Source organism: Rhodopseudomonas sp. (assembly GCF_048594845.1).
Taxonomy (GTDB): domain Bacteria; phylum Pseudomonadota; class Alphaproteobacteria; order Rhizobiales; family Xanthobacteraceae; genus Rhodopseudomonas.
This window is the reverse complement of the sequence record NZ_JBMDXE010000260.1, coordinates 10,488-28,212: the sequence shown is the minus strand read 5'-3', so window position 1 is coordinate 28,212 and position 17,725 is coordinate 10,488. Positions and strand designations below refer to the sequence as shown.

The following is a 17,725-nucleotide window of genomic DNA, read 5'->3' as shown; positions in this document are numbered from 1 at the left end:
GACAAGGCCCTGGCGCTGACGGGACTCGCGGACGAGCCACGTCTTCGACGGCCAGAACGAGGAGGCTTTCCAGACCTCCTGTTGCCCACATCGACGCCGGCGACGACACGACGGGCACCGGCATCGGCGGCCCTCGGAGTTATTTGTCAGTTTTATTTTGCCCCCCCTCCCCCAGCCTGCGCGCGACTGCTTCGTCACGTATCTGTCGTTTCTTGAGCAATCTTTTTGAGTTGCGCGAAAATGTGCAGCGCGTTAATCAGATCAAGTGGATTTAATTAAATGGCGCACGGGCGCGATCGGCGGCGTATATTTTAATCTGATCCTTCGTCAGATTTAAAATGCTGACGTTCGGGGGCAAAGGCTCCCGAACCGCGGCACGACCAGTCCGCCGTTCATCGAGCCCGTCGGACGACGAAACGAAGAGATTCATCGAGGCGAGCGTGCTCAAAGCAATCTCATCAGTGGACCCCGGTTCTGCGCCGTCCCCGCGGTGGTATGTCGGCCACACCCTGCCGTGCCGAGAGAAGCTCGCCCGGACTCATCTCGAGCGGCAGGGTTTCGAAACCTTCCTGCCCCAACTACTCACCAAACGATCGCATGCGCGCAAGATTCTCGCGACGACGTCGCCGTTGTTTCCGCGCTACATTTTTATCCGTCTCGATCTCGGGCGTGACCGCTGGCGCTCGATCAACGGCACCCTGGGGATGGCGTATCTGGTCGCGACGCGCGATCATCCTTGCCCCGTTCCGACCGGCTTCATCGAAGACCTTCAGCGGAGTGCCGACGGCGACGTGATCAGTTATCGAACGCCGACCTTCATGCCCGGCGACTCAGTCGAACTGCGCTCCGGACCGTTCGCCGGCCACATCGGTACGCTGCTCAGCGTCAGTCCCAATGGCCGGATCGAAATGCTGCTTGGCCTTTTGAACGGCTCGGTTCGTCTGACGGTGGCACAGGACTTGCTCGAAATCGCGGGCTGACGCGACAGCGTCAGACTGACCGGTAGTAGTAGACACGACAATGGGTCAAGCGGCCGCCGCTTCACCCAGATGGCGGTAGCGTGCGACGACGACACCGCGCAGCCTGATATCCAAACCCAAGAGCGACACGGCCGGCGACATCATCTGCCGGTCGATCATCTCCCGCGCCTCGGCGCCGGCGGCGGCGACGTTCCAGCCCCGCACCAACGACTGCAATCACCATGCGCTTCCTGATCACCGGCACTGCGGGATTCATCGGCTTCCATCTGGCTCATCGCCTTCTGGCAGAGGGTCATCATGTCGTCGGCTTCGACGGCATGACCGACTATTACGATCGCCGCCTCAAGCAGGACCGGCACGCCATGCTGCGACAGGCAGCGAATTTCACCGCGGTCGAAGCGCGGCTGGAAGACTTCGCAGCGCTCAGCGATGCGGCCCGGCTCGCCGCGCCCGACATCATCGTGCATCTCGCAGCTCAGGCCGGCGTGCGCTACTCGATCGAGAACCCCCGCGCGTATGTCGATTCCAACTTTGTCGGCTCGTTCAACGTGCTCGAGGTCGCGCGCAATCTCCGCCCGAAGCATCTACTGCTCGCGTCGACCAGCTCGGTCTATGGCGCCAACGACGTGATGCCGTTCCGCGAGAGCGACCGCACGCCGTTTCCGATCACGCCCTACGCAGCGACCAAGAAGGCGATGGAGGTGCTTTCGCATTCTCACGCTCATCTCTTCGAACTACCCACGACCTGCTTTCGCTTCTTTACGGTGTACGGCCCCTGGGGCCGGCCGGACATGGCGCTGTTCAAGTTCGTCGACGCCATTCTCAACGACCGGCCGATCGACGTGTACGGCAACGGCGAGATGCGCCGCGACTTCACGTATGTGGACGACCTGGTCGACGCCATCATTCGGCTTGCCGACAAGCCTCCAGAAGCCGGTCATCCTGTAACGTTCGAGGGCGGCGTGGACACTCTGTCGCCCGTGGCGCCCTGGCGGGTGGTCAATATCGCTGGCGGCCGCCCGGTCGGCCTGATGCAATTCATCGAAGCGATCGAGGCCGCGATCGGTCGCAAGGCCGACAAGCGCATGCTGCCGATGCAGCCGGGAGACGTGCGGGAAACCTTCGCCGATCACCGGCTGCTGGAGGCGCTCACCGGCCAGCGCCCCGAAACCCCAGTCTCGGTCGGCGTGACGGCTTTCGTCGACTGGTACGTCACGCATCGCGCGGCGGCCGATACCGGCCTGGTTGCCGAAGCCCTCTGAATCATTTTCATCCACGAGCGACGATCTCATGAGCACAGCACTCGGACATCGAACAGCAATCGTTTTCGGCGGTGCCGGATTTATCGGAGGCCATCTGCTCACACAGCTGGCGGCGAGCGGACGTTACGACCGGCTGGTTTCCTACGACATCGCACCGGCCAAGATCGCGGTGGCCAAGGTCGAGTACATCACCGGCGACGTTCGCGAAACGATCGCGATCTCGGGCGATCTCGAAGGCGCGGACGTCTACAATCTCGCCGCCGTTCACACCACCCCCGGTCACCAGGATTGGGAATACTTCTGGACCAATGTTAACGGCGCGATCAACATCTGCGCATTCGCCCGAACGATCGGCACGCGCTTCATGCTGTTCACCTCCTCGATCTCGGTCTATGGCCCGACCGAGGACGCGGTGGATGAAAACTCGAGGCCGGCACCCGTCTCGGCCTATGGCCGCTCCAAACTTCAAGCGGAAGGCATTCACCGGACTTGGCGCGAGGGCGGAGACGACCGGCGGCTGGTCGTGGTGCGACCGGCGGTGATTTTCGGCCCCGGCGAAGGCGGCAATTTCACGCGCCTGGCGCGGCTACTGTCGCGCGGCCACTTCGTGTATCCGGGCCGGCGCGACACCATTAAATCGTGCTGCTACGTCGGTGAACTGGTGCGGTCGATGGAATTCGCCCGCAATGTCGGCCGCAATGAGTTCACCTACAACATGTCCTATCCGGCGCGGACGACGACGGAGCAGATCTGCGCCGCCTTCGCCAAAGTCGCCGGTTTCAGCGAGCCGCAACTGCTGATCCCGTGGTCGCTGATGGCGGCTGGCGGACTTGCCTTCGAACTCCTGGGTGCCGTCGGCATCAAGACGTCGATCAATCGCGAGCGGATCGCCAAGCTGATCAAATCGACGAACATCATTCCGAATGCTCTGATGTCGGAAGGTTATGAGTTCGAGACGACGCTGAGTGATGCGCTGACGCAGTGGAGCCAACGCTCCGGCGCTACCTTCATTTGATCGCGGCCCCTCACCCGTTTCGCCAGCTCTTGTTGTTTTCGTCCCGGTCGGCTTGGCGCGATCGGCAACTGGAATGCCTCCTCGTGGCAAAGACTGAGACTTCCGCGCGGCCCTATCGGGTCTGCTTCGTCTGCACGCACAGCCTGACGCTCGCCACGCTCTACAAGGGGCTATTTCCCTATCTCCGCGGCCGCGGCTGGCAGATCGACGTCATCGTCGGTGACCGCGAATATCGTGACTTTCCGGTCGAGCATTTCGGCGAGTTACAGCCGCACATTATCCCCATGCGACGCCTGCCCTCGCCGGTCGCCGACCTGAAAGGGCTGGCGCAGTTCGTCGCCTTCTTCGCTCGCCACCGCTACGACGTCATCCACGTCTCCACACCCAAGGCTTCGCTCCTGGCCTCGATCGCCGCGACGTTGACCTTCAATGGTCGCGTTGTGTTCGTGTACCGCCGATGCGTGTACGAGTTGATGAGCGGACTCAAACGCCAGGTCTATCTCGGCGTCGATCGTCTGATCGCTCGGCTGTCTGCGGTGGTGGTGCCGATCTCACGCCAGTTGGAGGTGTTTCTCCGCGATGCCAAGGTATGCGCCTCGAATAAGCTGCTTCTGATCGGTTCCGGTTCGAGCAATGGCCTCGACACCCGACGCTTCAGGTTGACGCCGGAGAGCCGCGCGGCCGGCGAGACACTGCGCCACGAACTGGGAATTCCGGCGACGGCACCGGTGGTCCTGTTTATCGGCCGGGTGTGCGGCGAAAAGGGCGTCGACCTGCTGCCGCCGATCTTCGAGCAGGTGCGCGCCAGGCATCCCGATGCTCACCTCGTGGTGGCGGGGCCCGACGATCCACGTGATCGGGCCTCCGCCGAGACGGAACGCTACTTCACTCAGCAGCGGTTTGTGCGCCGGATCGGCTATGTGGCGAAGACCGAACCTTACTACGCGATGAGCACCGTGTTCCTGTTCCCATCGTTCTTCGAAGGCTTCGGTAACGTGCTGCTCGAAGCCGCAGGGATGGAGCGCGCGTCGGTCGCCTTCAAGGTGCCGGGCGTCGAGGAAGCCGTCGCCGACGGTGTCAGCGGCATTCTCGTCGCTAAAAGCGACGTCGACGCAGCCGCCGCGGCCGTATGCCGACTTCTGCAAGATCCGGAGCTTCGGCAAGGCTTCGAAAAGCGGGCTCGACAGCGAGTCGAGAACGAATTCGAGCAGTCGCGGATATGGTCTGACATCGAGTCGATGATGCTGCGACTGGCGACCGCCTGATGAAGAGCTCCACCGACGACGAACTGACGCATAGCGAGGCGCGGCACCGCGCTGCGCGTGGTGCGGTCAGTGTGCTCGGACGCCACGCCCTGGTGCGCCTGCTTGCTTTCGCAGGGACGCTGGTGTTGGCACGGCTGATGGTGCCGGCACAATTCGGCTTGTTCGCCATCGCCCAGTTCATCTTCTCGGTGCTGCAGGCTTTGACGATCGGCGGCGTGACGGCAGCGCTGATCCGTCGCCGGGAGGCGGTGGCTGCGGCGGACTATCGGGTCGCCCTCACGGTCCAGCAAGGCTTTGCTGCGATCGCCGTGATCGCGCTGTACGTCGCCGCGCCGCAGATCGCATCCTATTGGGACAATTCCGCCGAACTCGTCCCGGTGATCAAAGTGCTGGCGCTTGCGCTGTTTCCATTGTCGCTGCGCTCGATCCCGTTCGCGATTCTGCAGCGGGCCCTGCGGCACGATCAGACAACGGTCTGCGAGATAGTCGAATACGTCTTCTATCTCGTGCTCGCGATTTCACTCGCCGCGCTCGGTTGGGGTGTATGGGCCTTGGTGATCGCGACTTTGGCTCGCTACGTCGCCGGCGCCATTGTCGCCCACCTGCTGGTCCGCGTGATTCCTCAGTTCGGATTCGCAAGCTCCCGCGCAAAAGCCCTGCTGCATTATGCGGTCCCGCTCCAGGGCCAGATGCTGATCGACCTGGCGCAGCGCTCCGTGATCCCCGTGGTCATCGGCTCGCTGTTCGGCGCAGCGTCGGTTGGCGTAGCCGCGATGGCCAATACGATGCTCGAGGCGCTGCTGCTGCAGCCGCTGGTAATGCTCGCCAGTATTCAGATGCGAATGTTCGCCCGCATCCAGAACGATCCTGTGGCCATGGCCGCGCTGCTGGAGAAATGCCTAGCTTCGGGAGCGCTGGTGTTCCTGCCGCCCGTCGTGTTGCTCGGCGTCGTCGCGCCGGCCCTGATGCCGAAAATCTTGTCGGCACATTGGGCCGAGGTCGGCGATCTGATCCGCTGGCTCACGCTGGCTTCGGCCATCCAGGTCCTTGCCGTGCCCACCGCGCAGGCGGCAAAGGCGCTGGGCCGGATGCGTGCATTGCTGATCGGCGGCATGGTCAGCCTCGTGCTCCAGATCGGCCTAGTGCTGCTGCTCGCCGCTCCGCTGGGGCTGGCCGCATATCCGGTCGCCGCGGCCGTCGGCACCGGTGCCAATTTCCTGATCGTGTTCATCAACGTTGGCCGCGTCATCGGCCTGCGGCCGATGCTCGCAATCGGCCCGGCGCTTTGTGGCCTCGCGCTGGCGACAGCGATGTGGTGCACGGCCGTCATCACCTTGACGTCGATTCCGCTGATCCTGGCGATGCTGCTGCTCGGCGCGCTGACCTACGTCGCGGCCGTGGTCGCGTTGAGTAGCCGGCAACTCGCGGCATTGCTGCGCTTCGCCGGTTCGAGCATGCCGCCGCGGCTGCAACGGCGGATCGAGAGCATCGCAGGCCGGATCGAGGGGAAGCACCACACGGCGCCGGCGCACCAGAAGGGCTTGGTGCTCGCGGTCCAAGCCCCTCCCGCGTCCTCCGCGATCGAGCTTCCTGAAACGTCCCATGTCCGCCTTGCAGCCGAAACGTGGTCGACCCCGGCCGTCGTGCGCTGGAACGGTCGCACACTGTTGATCACGGTCGACCGCAGTGGCGAGATCCGCGCTCTCGATGGGCGCGATCTCTCGGTCGCATGGAAGCGATCCCTCGGAGCCGAGATCACTGCGTCGCCCACTGTGGTCGATCGCGATGGTGATGGACGGCCGGAAATCATCGTCGGCACACATGCGGGCGAACTGTTCATGTTCGCGCCCGATGGCTGCCTACTGCGCCATTACAAGTTCGATGACGTCATCCGCTCCTCCGTGGCGGCGGCCGATATCGATGGCTCGGGCGTGCCGACGCTGTTCGTTGCCGTGTACGGCCCGTCTGTGATCGCTCTGGGCGCGGATGGAAAGCAACGCTGGCGTCGTCGCCTGCCCAACCATCTGTTCGCCGGCCGGATGAAGCGCGGCGTCGTATCGTCGCCGCTGATTGCCGACGTCGACCGCGATGGCGCTGCCGAGATCGTTATCGGAATCCGATCGTCGCGGCTGTTCTGCCTGGATGCTTGCACCGGACGGATCAAGTGGTTTGCCAAGCTCTCCTATGACCCGGACTCCTCGCCCTCGTTCGTGATCGATGGCAGCGGCCGCCCGCTCGTGCTGTTCGGCGGCGGAGAGCACACCGGCGGCGAAGGCGACAACGCGATCATCGCGCTCGACGGACGAAACGGCCGCCGCGTCTGGACCACCGAGGTCGGCGGCGGCGTCGACTCCAGTCCGATGCTGCTCGAACGGCCCGGCCGCTCGCCGATTGCAGTAGCCTGCGCGCTGGCACGTCCCGCGGTGATCGCAGTGGACGCCTGGAGTGGCCATCTGCAGTGGCGCCACGACTTTGGCCCGACCGCTGAGTGCGAGCATGGACCGGATCACCGCTGCCGCCCGCGCGGACGCGCGTACTTCACGGAGCACGCCACATGCCGCAGCTACACCACACCGCTGATGGCCGACGTCGACGGCGATGGCCGCACCGAGATCGTCGCCGGATCGAACAATGGCGAACTGGTCGTGCTCGACGCTGAGACCGGCCAGCTGCGGACACGTCTCGCAATGGGCGGCGCGGTGCGCGGATCACCGGTTATTGCCGATCTTGACGGTGACGGTCTGTGTGAGCTCGCTGTCGTCGCCGGCAATCGGTTGACCGTTCACCGCACTCGGCACACAGGACCGGAAACCACGATGTTCAAGGGCCGCGCCGATCACCTCGGCACCATCGGTCCATCGTTGCCTCCAGCCGAGATCTCGCCGCGGCGCCCGCCCTGGTACATGCCCTTCGCCCTGTTCTGGCACCTCGGCGTCGCGGATGTCGTCCGCCATGTGTGCCTGAAGGCCGACGAACGGATCTTGCGCCGATGCGGTCTTCGCCTGTTCCGGTACGGCTATTGAGCATGCTGGCTTCTCCCTTGTGCGGCGATGTCGGCCGCTGGATCGAACGCACGCTCGATCGGTTCGTCGACCATTATGTCGATGCCGACGGGTTGCTGATCACGACGCTCGACTCCGACGGCGTGATCCTCGATCCGACTCCGCTCATTGCCGATTTCGGCGATGTCCTGCCGTTCCTGGCCAAGTTCGGCTACCGCGACTTCGTCGACCACCAGATCGAGGCGGCCGAACCGCATCTCGCCTCGGCGCTGTTCCGCAATCGCGGCCGCATTCGGCTGTTCGATAATCATGATTGGCTCCTCGGCCTGCTCGAGCTTCATGAACTGACCGGAGACCGCACCCTACTCGGCCGCGCCGAGGAAGGCGCTCTCACGTTGATCCAGACGATGTTCGTCGACGATCTGCTGGTCGACACCACGATCGAATGGCGCGACCCGCGCAGTTGGCTGCAACCGGCCAGCCCCTTCAACGGCGGCTATATCGAGCTTTGGCTCGAACTGCATGCCAAGACCGGCGATGCACGCTTTCTCGACGCGTCGCGCCGGCTGGCCGCGCGGTGGCTGCGGACCGAGGGCTTCCGCCGCACAGGCGTCTTTCATCGCGAGTTGTGCGCGCGCTCGAGCGCGCTCTCCCGTATCGCCGGTCTCGGCGCGACGTCGAGCGCGCGGCTGTTCAAGGACAACACCAACTTCGTCTGGAGCCTGCTCAGCCTCTGGGAGACGACCGGCGAAGCGCACTGGAAGCAGGCCATCGAGCGCTGGATCGGCGGCTTCCGGGAGCACTTCCTCAATCATGGCGACGTCTTTCTCTGGCTCGATCGCAGCGGCGCCGGCCATGAGGTCTCGCTGAAGGCGGCGTTCGCGAGCATCGATCTGCTGTGCGACATCCATGCGGCCGGCATTTCCGCCAGCGCGCTGCCATGCGCAGAAACCATCGCCCGGCGATGGATGTCCCATCAGTGGAGTAACGGCCTGTTTCCAGAGCGCCCCGGCGGGGCGCGCGATCATCTCGACGCCAATGTCGATATGGCGATCTCGTTGCTCAAGCTCGGCGGCCACACCGGCCACGGCGACTACACCCACCGGGCCCGCGTGGCTGCGCGGGCGGTCATCGCCCGGCACGACTCGCCACTCGGTCTCGTTCAGGCCGTCGATCGTGACGGCCGCGTTCGTGACCCCCGTATCATCGTCAAGTACCAAGGCCTCGCTTTGAAGCTAGCTCTCGCGCCCGACGATCCGGCGATTCTTCTCGCAGACCCTGCGCTCCTGAAACTGCTGCGAGATCGCTGACATGAAGATCGGCTACGTTATCCACCGCTTCCCATGGCCATCCGAGACGTTCATCAGCCGCGAGGTGGCGGACATCATCGGGCTTGGCCACGAGGTGGAGATCTATTCCTTCGACGAGCCCCAAGGCCGCGACGCCGAGCTGCTCGGCGATCAGGCCCGCGGCCTGAAGGCGACGACGCAATACATCTCGCGAAACGAGGCGGCTGCCGCATTGCCCTCGATCTCCACGCTGGCGATGTTCAGCGAAGAAAAGCGGCTGGCGCGGACTGCAACCGACCGGAGCAACCGGCTGCTGCGGCTCGGCCGTGCGGCGGCGCTGGCGCGCCGCGCCCGCCGCGACGGCGTCACCCTGCTGCACGCGCATTGGCCTTACGCAACGCAGTGCGCTCACCTAGCCAGCCTCGCGACCGGTCTGCCGTATTCGGTCAGCATTCACGCGCACGAGGTGGCGCACGACAACGGGCACTTCGCCGCCTGTTTCGAACGCCTGCAGTTTGCCACGTTCTGCAACGGCGCTGCGATGGAGTATCTGCTGTCGCGCCTCGGCCCCGCCGCCCGCGCGAAATCGCACCTCGTCTATCACGGCGTCGATGTCGGCACCTTCTCGGTGCAGCCCGCCGCGACCACGCCGCCGCCGCTGCGCATTTTGTCCGCCGGCCGCCTCACCGCCTCCAAAGGCTTCGATCGCCTCGTACGCGCCTGTGCGGACGCAGCCGCCCAAGGCGTCGACGTCCGGCTCACAATCCTTGGCCGCGGGCCGGAAGAAGACACGATCCGCAAGGTCGCAGCCGAAACTAATTTTTCCGAGCGGATCGAGTTGCCGGGCTGGGTGTCCCACGACAAAGTCACCGGCTACATGCGCGACTGCCAGGTGTTCGCGCTGCTGGCGTCGGACGATTTCAACGACGGCCTGCCGAATGTCGTGGTCGAGGCGATGGCATCTGGCCGCCCGGTGATCGTCTCGCCGCTGCCGGCCGCGCGCGAAATTATCGAGCCCGGCGTAAACGGCTTCATTCTGTCAGCGGTCGACGATCGCCCCGGCTTCGTCGCCGCGCTCGCTGCGCTTACGGTCGGCGACACCGCAGCCACGATGGCGAGCGCCGCGCGCAAGACCGTGGAGGAGCAGTACGACTCGCGGCGCCACATCCGCACCCTCGCGGCGCTGTTCGAGAGTGCCGGCCGATGACCGCCTCAAGGCCGACGCTCGCCGTCGTAGCGATCGCGCGCAACGAGATCCGCGATATCGCGGCTTTCATAGCCAATGTCGATCACCTCGCCGACGAGATCATCATCGTGGACGACGGCTCGACCGACGGCACGCTGGAATATCTGCAAGGTTGCGGCCCGAAGGTGCGCGTGCTGCAACGTCGCCTCGACCCTGCCGGCGGCTTCGCCGCGCAGCGCAATGCCGGCTCCGCGCTCGCGAGCGCCGACTGGCTGCTGCATATGGACATCGACGAACGCATCCCGCCGCGCCTTGCCGCCGAGATAAGTGCGACGCTGCCGGAGACGAAGCTCGACGGATTTCGCTATCGCCGGCTGAATTTCTTTCTGCACCGGCCGTTCCGCGCCGGCGGCTGGCAGAACTGGAACAACGTGCAGCTCGGCCGCCGAGGCCGCCATCGTTTCATCGGTGCAATCCATGAGCAGGTCGAGGTCTACGGCGGCCCGGCGGCGGTCGGCCAACTCGCCGCCGAGATGTGGCACCTCAACGACGAGAGCTTCCTCGAACGCATCGGCAAGAACGTCAACTACGCGCAGCCGACCGCGCGCGAGATTGCCAAGCGCGGTCTCGTGCGCTGGTGGCACCTGCTGTTGATGCCGATGTGGCGCGCCGTAAAGGCTTGGACCTGGGGCGGCGCGTGGCGTTACGGCGAGCACGGGCTGATTTTCGCGCTCTACGTCTTTTCCGGCACGTTCAACGGCTATGCCGTGGCCTGGGACGATCAGAACCGCATCGCGCGCGACGAGCTCGAACGACGACTTTCAGATGAAGGCAACGGCATATGATCCCGCGTGACACCACTGCCAAACACGATATTCAGGTCGAGGCCGACTTCTATCAATTCACCAGTTACGTGCATCTGCAGCGCTGGATCTCGTACTGGTACCAGATCGACGCCATTCTGCGCCACGCCCCACGCACGGTCCTGGAGATCGGCCCCGGCAACGGCCTGACCACCGCCGCGCTTCAGAAATCGGGGATCGAGGTGAAGACCTTCGACTTCGATCCCGAACTCGCACCTGACTATATCGGCGACGTCCGCCGCCTGTCGGAGATCGTTCCCGCCAAGTCGTCCGATCTGGTTTGCGCCTTCCAGGTGCTCGAACATCTGCCGTTTGCCGACTTCGACCAGGCGATCGGCGAACTCGGCAAGGTCGCGCGGCGGACGGTGATCATCTCGTTGCCGCATTGGGGCTATCCGCTCGAGTTGCGCTTCCGCTTCCTGAAGGATCGCTTCCGCTACATTTTCTCACGCAAGCTGGCGCGGCCCAAGACCTGGGTGTTCGACGGGCAGCATCATTGGGAGCTCGGGACCCGTGGCCACTCGATCGCGCAGGCTGCCGAAGTGATCCGGCGGCATCTGCGGATCGAACGCCAGTGGTTCTGCCCGGACTACAGCTATCACTACTTCTTCGAATGCACGGTCCCCGAATGACCACCATACGACACGGCCGCTTCACGGGGCTCGACGTGATCTGGCTGCAGTCGCCCCCGTGGCACGGCGTCTGGACGCGGCAGAACCATTTCGCGCGCCGGCTGGCAGCCGACGGTGCCCGTGTTCTCTATGTCGAGAACCCCGTCGCAATCCGGGCACGCGTGAAATCGGCGCTGCGCTCCGCCCCGCCCAAGGAAGTCGAGCCTGGGATCACCGTCATGGAGCTGCCGCTGCAGATCCCGGGCTCGCGCACCTCGCCGCTAGTTGGCGCAATCAACGGGCAGCGGTTTGCCCGGGCGATCAAGCGCGAAACGGCTCGGCTCGGATTCGGGAGCCCGCTGGTCTGGTGCCGCCTGCCCGCCTCGATCCACACGTTGGAGCGTCTCAAGCCACGCGGCGTCGTCTATGACGTCACCGACGACTACGACTATTACGCAACCTCGGACGCCGAGCGCGCACTGACACGCCGGCGCGAGCAGCGTCTTGCGGAGCAAGCGGACCAGATCTTCACGACCAGCGAGGAGCTGCGCACCAAGCTCTGCGGCCTGGCGTCGACGCCGGTGACGCCGGTTTCGAATGGCGTCGACAGCATGTTTTTCGACGATGGTGCGAAGGATGATCCGCTGCCGGATATCCCGCATCCGCGCATCGGCTTCGTCGGATTGGTGGCGACGTGGATGGATTTCGACCTGCTCGCGCGCCTCGCGGCAAAGTGGCCGAAGCAGGTCGTTATCGTCGGGCCGGTGAAGCCGGAGGTCGAGCATCGGCTCGCTGCCATTTCCGGACTGGTCCGCATCGGCGCGGTGCCGCATCGCCAGGTGCCGATCTATCTTCGCGCGTTCGATGTCTGCATTCAGCCGCACCTTATCAACGAGCTCCGCCACCGTTCCGACCCGCTCAAGGTGATCGAGTATCTGGCGACCGGTCGACCAATCGTCTCGGTCGCACTACGGTCGCTCGAACCCTTGCGGCCGGTTGTCGAACTCGCCGCCAATGCCGACGACTTCGTTCGGCTCGTCGCTGAGCGCATCGCCAACCCGCGCCCCGAACTGACCCTGAGCCGGCGCGCCGTCGCCGCGACGCGCAATTGGGACACGTTGTATCTCACCGTGGCCGACAGGATCGAGCGGCTGTGGCGGCGGGAGGCGAGATGAGCCCCGTTTCCCGACCGGCGAGCGGAGAACGCGCGACGATCCGCAGCGTGCAATTCCTGCGTTTCGTCGCCGCCGCGATGGTTCTGATCGGCCATCTGCAAGACGCGCTGCGGCGCGGCCGAATTCCAGGCCTCGCGCCGTTCGACGATCCGACCGGCCTGCCGTGGCACTCCGGTGTCGACATCTTCTTCGTGATCTCGGGATTCGTGATGTACATGATGGCGGCCGATCAGTTCGGACACCCTGGCGCGGCTGCCGCGTTCATCCGGCGCCGGCTGATCCGCGTCGCGCCGCTTTATTGGGCCTTCACCCTGCTGGCGGTGCTCACCGTCGTCGTTCTCCCCGACCGCGTCCAGTCGACCCAGCTGTCCCTTCCGCACATAACCGCCTCCCTCCTCTTCGTGCCGTGGCGTGCGCCCTCGGGCGGGCTTGTCCCGCCGCTCTCGGTCGGCTGGACACTGAACTTCGAAATCCTCTTCTATATTGTGTTCGCTTTCGGTTTGTTTTTCCGCCGCGCGATCGGTCTAACCGCGATTGTGGCTATTCTGTTCGCGCTGATGGTCCCGCGCCTGCTGTTTCCAAATGCGGTCGGCGATCAGCTCGATGCCTGGGGCTTTCCGATCACGGTTGAGTTTTTGTTCGGCATCTTTATCGGCCGGATGTATCTCGCGAATGTTCGGATGTCGGGTATCACGCGTACTGCGATGGTCGTGGGCGCTTTACTGGCGCTATCCGTCGGCAATCAGGCTGGGTTGAACGCGTTTCAGGATCGGTGGTTCTTCTGGGGCGTTCCTGCAGCCGCCATCGTTGCGGCGACGGTGCTCGGCCGCGATCTTCCGGATCGGCGCTGGAGTCGCGTCCTGGTGCTGTTCGGCAACGCCTCCTATGCGCTCTACTTGTCTCACCTGTTTACATTGCGCGCCGTGGGGGTGGTGTGGTCGAGCCTTCATCTCAATTCCGTCGCCGCTTATTTCACGCTTGCCGTAGCCAGCTCGGTGCTGATGTCTATCGCCGTCTACCTTTGGTTTGAACGCCCCCTACTAACCTGGCTTGGGCGACGAACCGGCTCAAAGGCAACGAGCGCGACGCTCGCCGCTGCGCCGGAAGGCTTTCGAGGCTCCAAATGAAATCGCTTCCAGTCTTTCTCGCGGTACTTGCCTTCCTTTGCTGGGCGCGGGCTTCCCGGACATCGTGGCTGTTCTTCGGGTGGGGCTTCCTCATCACCGGCCTGCCACTGCTGCGTGGCCTGATTGGACCGATCCCGGTCTATCTGTTCGACGTCGCCGTCTGCCTGATCTGGACGATCGCTTTGACGCGCCCTGGCCCGGCCGCCTGGCCTCAGCAAGTGCCGCCCTGGAGTGTCCTGTTCATCGGGATCCTCACGATCTTCGGCACACTTCTGCCGACGCTGACTTATGGCTTCTATCCAGAGATGGTATGGAATCTTGGCCACACCGGCCTCGCGATGATCACGATCGTGCTCGGCGCTTTCTTGCTCCGCGGCGCCACACCGGCGGAACGCAACGGTCTTCGACTCGGCATCGCGATTGGGCTCATCGTTCTCGCCGCGATCGCGATCCTCGAAAAGTCGAGCTCGGACTGGAATGCCGCGCTGGTCCGCCTGTTCTACGGCGCGGGCGACGAAGCCGCCGACCAGAGCGGTAGTGTCGCGGCCGCGGAAGTATTGAGTGCGCTCGGCCGCGTATCTGGACCATTCGGCTCGCCGAACACTTTCGGCATCGTCGCCCTCATGGCGGCGCTCAACTACTGGCTGATCAGCGTGACCGATCGCCGCGGGAAGCTGCTCAACTATGTGGTGCCAGCTTGTCTCGCCGTGGTCGCGCTTGCCTGTGGTTCGCGTCAGGTCATCATCGCGACCGGCCTCGTCGGCCTCGGCTATGTGATGACGACGGCACCTGAACGCGCGCTACCGCGCCTGCTCCTCGGCATCGCCTTGATCGCCCCGATTTTGATCTTCGTCGATCCCAGCGCCCTGCTCGACCGGCTTGGAAATCTCTCGGCCGGCGTTGACGAAGCAAACGTCAGCGCCCGGCTGAGCGAAGGACCTCAGCGCTTCTGGGAGATGCTGGTCCAAGACCCGACGCTGTTGTTCACCGGCGTGGGCCTCGAGATCCAGAAGCTCACGCGTTTCAACGTCGATATTCCATCCGAGATTCTCGATGGCTTCGTCTCCAACGGCTATCTGCTCTACATCTACTTCTTCGGAATCTTCGGTTTCCTTGTCATGGCGGCCTTCTGGATCTGGGTCGTCCACCGCGGCTTCATCGCTCCGAAAACAATCCGACCTATCACTAGCGGCGGAGTTCTTGCGCTTGCCTTCATCGTGTTCGCGGACAATCACGCCGTGCTTTCGGAGGAGTTGTTGAACCACATCATGATCTTCATCGGGATGATCACGGCGATGACGACCGCAGCAGCTCCAGCCAGACAACCAAGACCTATCAGAGTGAGAGTTTCCGCAGATGCGCGTCGCGCTTCATAGTGACAATTTTGCGCGGCGCGCACGATTCGGGCTCAGTCGGTATTCCCACGAGATCCACAGCGGCCTGGCTGCGCATGGCATCCAGACCGTGCCGATCTCATCGGTCTCGGATTTCGGCGAGGACCAACCCGACTGGCTTACAAAAAGCGGGTTCCGCCGTTTGCCGCTTACCCGGCGCGTTCTGGCGTCGATGTGGGCAGCGGGATCGCCGATGCCGCGCCTGGAACGCTGGCTCGACGACGTCGATCTCATCCATTCGCTGGATGTCGACTATCCAATCGCCACCGCCAAACCATGGATCATCACTTATCACGACCTCGGCGTGCTGGTTCATCCCGAGTATTTCGGCAAAGCGAGGCCCTGGCTGCTGCGCTCGTCGATTGCCGCCGCGGCCCGGCGCGCGGCTGCGATCATCTGCGTGTCGCGATCGACGGCCGACGAGGTCATGGCGTTCGGCGGCGCCGCGGCGGCTGCCAGAATCCACGTGATCGAGGAAGGAGTCGGCGAAGAATTCTTCTCGCCTCCGAGCAACGAGACGTTCGAGGAACTGCCACCGATTCTGTCCGAACGCCCGTTCTTCCTGTTCACCGGCTCTCTGAGTCCGCGAAAGAACTTCGCCCGGGTGATTGCCGGTTTCGCCAATGTCGCCAGCCGGCTTCCACATCGGCTTGTTCTCACCGGCGCACGCGGATGGGATACTGCCGAAGACATCAAGGCGATTGCTGCGACGGGTATCGCCGAGCGCGTGGTCGAACTCGGCTATGTTTCAGACGCGGTGTTGAGAGCATTGTATGCGCGCGCCACGGCCTTCCTCTATCCGTCGCTGTATGAAGGATTTGGCTTGCCGATCCTCGAAGCGATGGCATCCGGTTGTCCTGTCGCCACGTCGAACATGGCGCCGATGACGGAGGTGGGCGGGGATGCCGCCGTCTATGTCGACCCGCGGCGCAGCGATGACCTCGCGGTCGCGCTGATGAAATTCGCGACCGACGCAGCCTTCTGCAACGCGCTGCGGGAGCGCGGGCGACTGCAGGCGCGCCGCCTGAACTGGGAAACCTGCGTGCGCCGGACCGTGGAGGTCTATCGCCAGGTGGCACAGGAGAAACGACTTGCGCCGCGTTGACCTGCCGCATGTGGTCGTCGTCAACGATCGCGCCTTCCCCGGCGGCGGTGCATCGAAGGTTGCGCTGCAGTCCGCCATCGGATTGGCCCGACGTGGCCATCGCGTCACGGTATTTGCCGCGATGGGACCGACCGCGCCCGAACTGATCGATGCAGGTATCGACGTTCATCTGCTTGGTCAGGCAGATCTCGCAAGTGGCCGCCGGATCACAATGGCGGCGCAAGGGCTTTGGAACGCCACTGCCGCGCAGCAGATCGCAAGCCTGTTGGCGAGTGCACAACGCGGGCGCACGATCGTGCACATTCACAGTTGGTCGAAGGCGCTGTCAGCGAGCGTATTCGCTGCCGCCGGCCGCTCGGGTCATCCCGTGATCGCGACCCTTCATGATTACGGCTTCGTGTGCCCGAACGCGGCGCTACACGATTTTCCGAGCGGTAAGGCGTGCACCCGTACACCGATGTCGCCCGGATGCCTTGCGGCCGGCTGCGACGCGCGTGCGCGCGCCCACAAGCTCTGGCGGGTCGCGCGGCAGGTCACTTTGACCCATATCGCCAGAGCCTCGACGGTGCTCGCCGCAGCGGTCTGCGTGACCGATTATTCGCTCCGCATCATGCGGCCTTTCGTTTCCCCCCGCCTGGAGATGATCGTCGTTCCCAATCCGATCGATGTCGCGGATCACGGCCCGGCCGTGCCGGCACAGTCGAAACATTTCACCTATGTCGGACGCTTCTCCCGCGAGAAAGGCGTGCTGCTTGCCGCCGCCGCTGCGGAGCGCGCCGGCGTATCGCTGGTCCTGGTCGGCGATGGTGAGTTGCGGGACGATGTCGCGCGGATATCGCCGTCGGCAACGATCACCGGCTGGCTGACCGCTGAGAACGTCGGCAAAACCATTCGTGCGAGCCGCGCGGTAGTGGTGCCCTCGTTGTGGCGAGAAACCCAGGGCATGGTTGTGCCGGAGGCCCTGAGCGCAGGGGTGCCGGTGATCGCGGCGACTGAGACCGCACCGGCCGCAGCCATCGAACCGGGCGTGACGGGCCTGCTGTTCGAAAACGGCGATGCCGCTGCGCTGGCCCACTTGTTCTCCCGCCTCGCCACCAACGACAGGCTGGTCGAAGCGCTGGGCGCGGCCGCCTATCGGCGCTATTGGCAGGCTCCCGCCACGATGAACCGCCATCTCGACGGACTTGAAGCCTTGTACGCTCGCGTTCTGTCCGATCGAAGCAAGAGTCTTAGCAAGGCAAGATCCGCTTCGTTGCCGCGTTCATCCGACAGCACCGGCCAGCAGCTTTGGCGATGATGGCGAGCGACCTCCCTCGCATGTAATCACGATTTCGAAATGCGATCGCCGAGCGCGTCGATGCAACCAGCATCTGTCCCGTGGCCGCCCCTTATCGACGCCTTTCTAATCTCCGTGCGCGTCTCTCATTCCGATCCTTTTATGGTCAGGATCG

15 protein-coding genes are annotated in these 17,725 nt (G+C 64.1%); 14 read left to right on the top strand and 1 reads right to left on the bottom strand.

Going from position 1 to position 17,725, the window contains the following annotated elements; genetic code table 11:
• Positions 1-461: 461 nt before the first annotated feature.
• A complete protein-coding gene (nusG, locus tag ACOJTD_RS16955) occupies positions 462-980 on the top strand; it encodes a transcription termination/antitermination protein NusG (protein ID WP_420134055.1) in 519 nt (172 codons plus the stop codon).
• A gap of 45 nt (positions 981-1,025) precedes the next feature.
• On the opposite strand, the gene ACOJTD_RS16950 is transcribed toward nusG, so the two are convergent.
• Positions 1,026-1,196, bottom strand: a complete 171-nt coding sequence (locus ACOJTD_RS16950; RefSeq protein ID WP_420134054.1) for a hypothetical protein — start codon at positions 1,194-1,196, stop codon at positions 1,026-1,028.
• Positions 1,197-1,201: 5 nt separating this feature from the next.
• Here ACOJTD_RS16950 and ACOJTD_RS16945 point away from each other — a divergent pair, with 5 nt between their 5' ends.
• From ACOJTD_RS16945 to ACOJTD_RS16885, 13 genes are all read left to right on the top strand, one after another.
• Complete coding sequence (locus tag ACOJTD_RS16945) at positions 1,202-2,242, top strand: NAD-dependent epimerase/dehydratase family protein (protein ID WP_420134053.1); 1,041 nt, start codon at positions 1,202-1,204, stop codon at positions 2,240-2,242.
• Positions 2,243-2,270: 28 nt separating this feature from the next.
• On the top strand, positions 2,271-3,257 hold the full coding sequence (locus ACOJTD_RS16940; RefSeq protein WP_420134052.1) for an NAD-dependent epimerase/dehydratase family protein: 987 nt from the start codon (positions 2,271-2,273) through the stop codon (positions 3,255-3,257).
• An 83-nt stretch (positions 3,258-3,340) separates the two neighbouring features.
• On the top strand, positions 3,341-4,522 hold the full coding sequence (locus ACOJTD_RS16935) for a glycosyltransferase (RefSeq protein WP_420134051.1): 1,182 nt from the start codon (positions 3,341-3,343) through the stop codon (positions 4,520-4,522).
• A complete protein-coding gene (locus ACOJTD_RS16930; RefSeq protein WP_420134050.1) occupies positions 4,522-7,545 on the top strand; it encodes an oligosaccharide flippase family protein in 3,024 nt (1,007 codons plus the stop codon). The genes ACOJTD_RS16935 and ACOJTD_RS16930 overlap by 1 nt, the downstream gene beginning before the upstream one ends.
• Positions 7,546-7,547: 2 nt before the next feature.
• Entirely contained in the window at positions 7,548-8,834 is a 1,287-nt protein-coding gene (locus ACOJTD_RS16925) for a hypothetical protein (protein ID WP_420134049.1), read from the top strand.
• 1 nt (position 8,835) lies between these two features.
• Positions 8,836-10,020 carry a glycosyltransferase family 4 protein gene (locus tag ACOJTD_RS16920; protein ID WP_420134048.1) on the top strand — a complete coding sequence of 395 codons (1,185 nt, stop codon included), beginning with the start codon at positions 8,836-8,838 and terminating at the stop codon, positions 10,018-10,020.
• Entirely contained in the window at positions 10,017-10,844 is an 828-nt protein-coding gene (locus tag ACOJTD_RS16915; RefSeq protein WP_420134047.1) for a glycosyltransferase family 2 protein, read from the top strand. Before ACOJTD_RS16920 ends, ACOJTD_RS16915 begins: the two co-directional genes overlap by 4 nt.
• Positions 10,841-11,494: a class I SAM-dependent methyltransferase gene (locus tag ACOJTD_RS16910; protein WP_420134046.1), complete on the top strand. Its 654-nt coding sequence runs from the start codon at positions 10,841-10,843 to the stop codon at positions 11,492-11,494. Before ACOJTD_RS16915 ends, ACOJTD_RS16910 begins: the two co-directional genes overlap by 4 nt.
• Positions 11,491-12,648: a glycosyltransferase gene (locus ACOJTD_RS16905; RefSeq protein WP_420134045.1), complete on the top strand. Its 1,158-nt coding sequence runs from the start codon at positions 11,491-11,493 to the stop codon at positions 12,646-12,648. The genes ACOJTD_RS16910 and ACOJTD_RS16905 overlap by 4 nt, the downstream gene beginning before the upstream one ends.
• Positions 12,645-13,775, top strand: coding sequence for an acyltransferase family protein (locus ACOJTD_RS16900; protein ID WP_420134044.1), 1,131 nt, complete (start codon positions 12,645-12,647; stop codon positions 13,773-13,775). The genes ACOJTD_RS16905 and ACOJTD_RS16900 overlap by 4 nt, the downstream gene beginning before the upstream one ends.
• Entirely contained in the window at positions 13,772-15,151 is a 1,380-nt protein-coding gene (locus tag ACOJTD_RS16895) for a hypothetical protein (protein WP_420134043.1), read from the top strand. Before ACOJTD_RS16900 ends, ACOJTD_RS16895 begins: the two co-directional genes overlap by 4 nt.
• Positions 15,132-16,274, top strand: coding sequence for a glycosyltransferase family 4 protein (locus ACOJTD_RS16890; protein WP_420134042.1), 1,143 nt, complete (start codon positions 15,132-15,134; stop codon positions 16,272-16,274). The genes ACOJTD_RS16895 and ACOJTD_RS16890 overlap by 20 nt, the downstream gene beginning before the upstream one ends.
• The gene (locus tag ACOJTD_RS16885) at positions 16,261-17,571 is read left to right on the top strand and encodes a glycosyltransferase family 4 protein (RefSeq protein ID WP_420134041.1); all 1,311 of its coding nucleotides are present in this window, start codon (positions 16,261-16,263) and stop codon (positions 17,569-17,571) included. The genes ACOJTD_RS16890 and ACOJTD_RS16885 overlap by 14 nt, the downstream gene beginning before the upstream one ends.
• Positions 17,572-17,725: the final 154 nt, after the last annotated feature.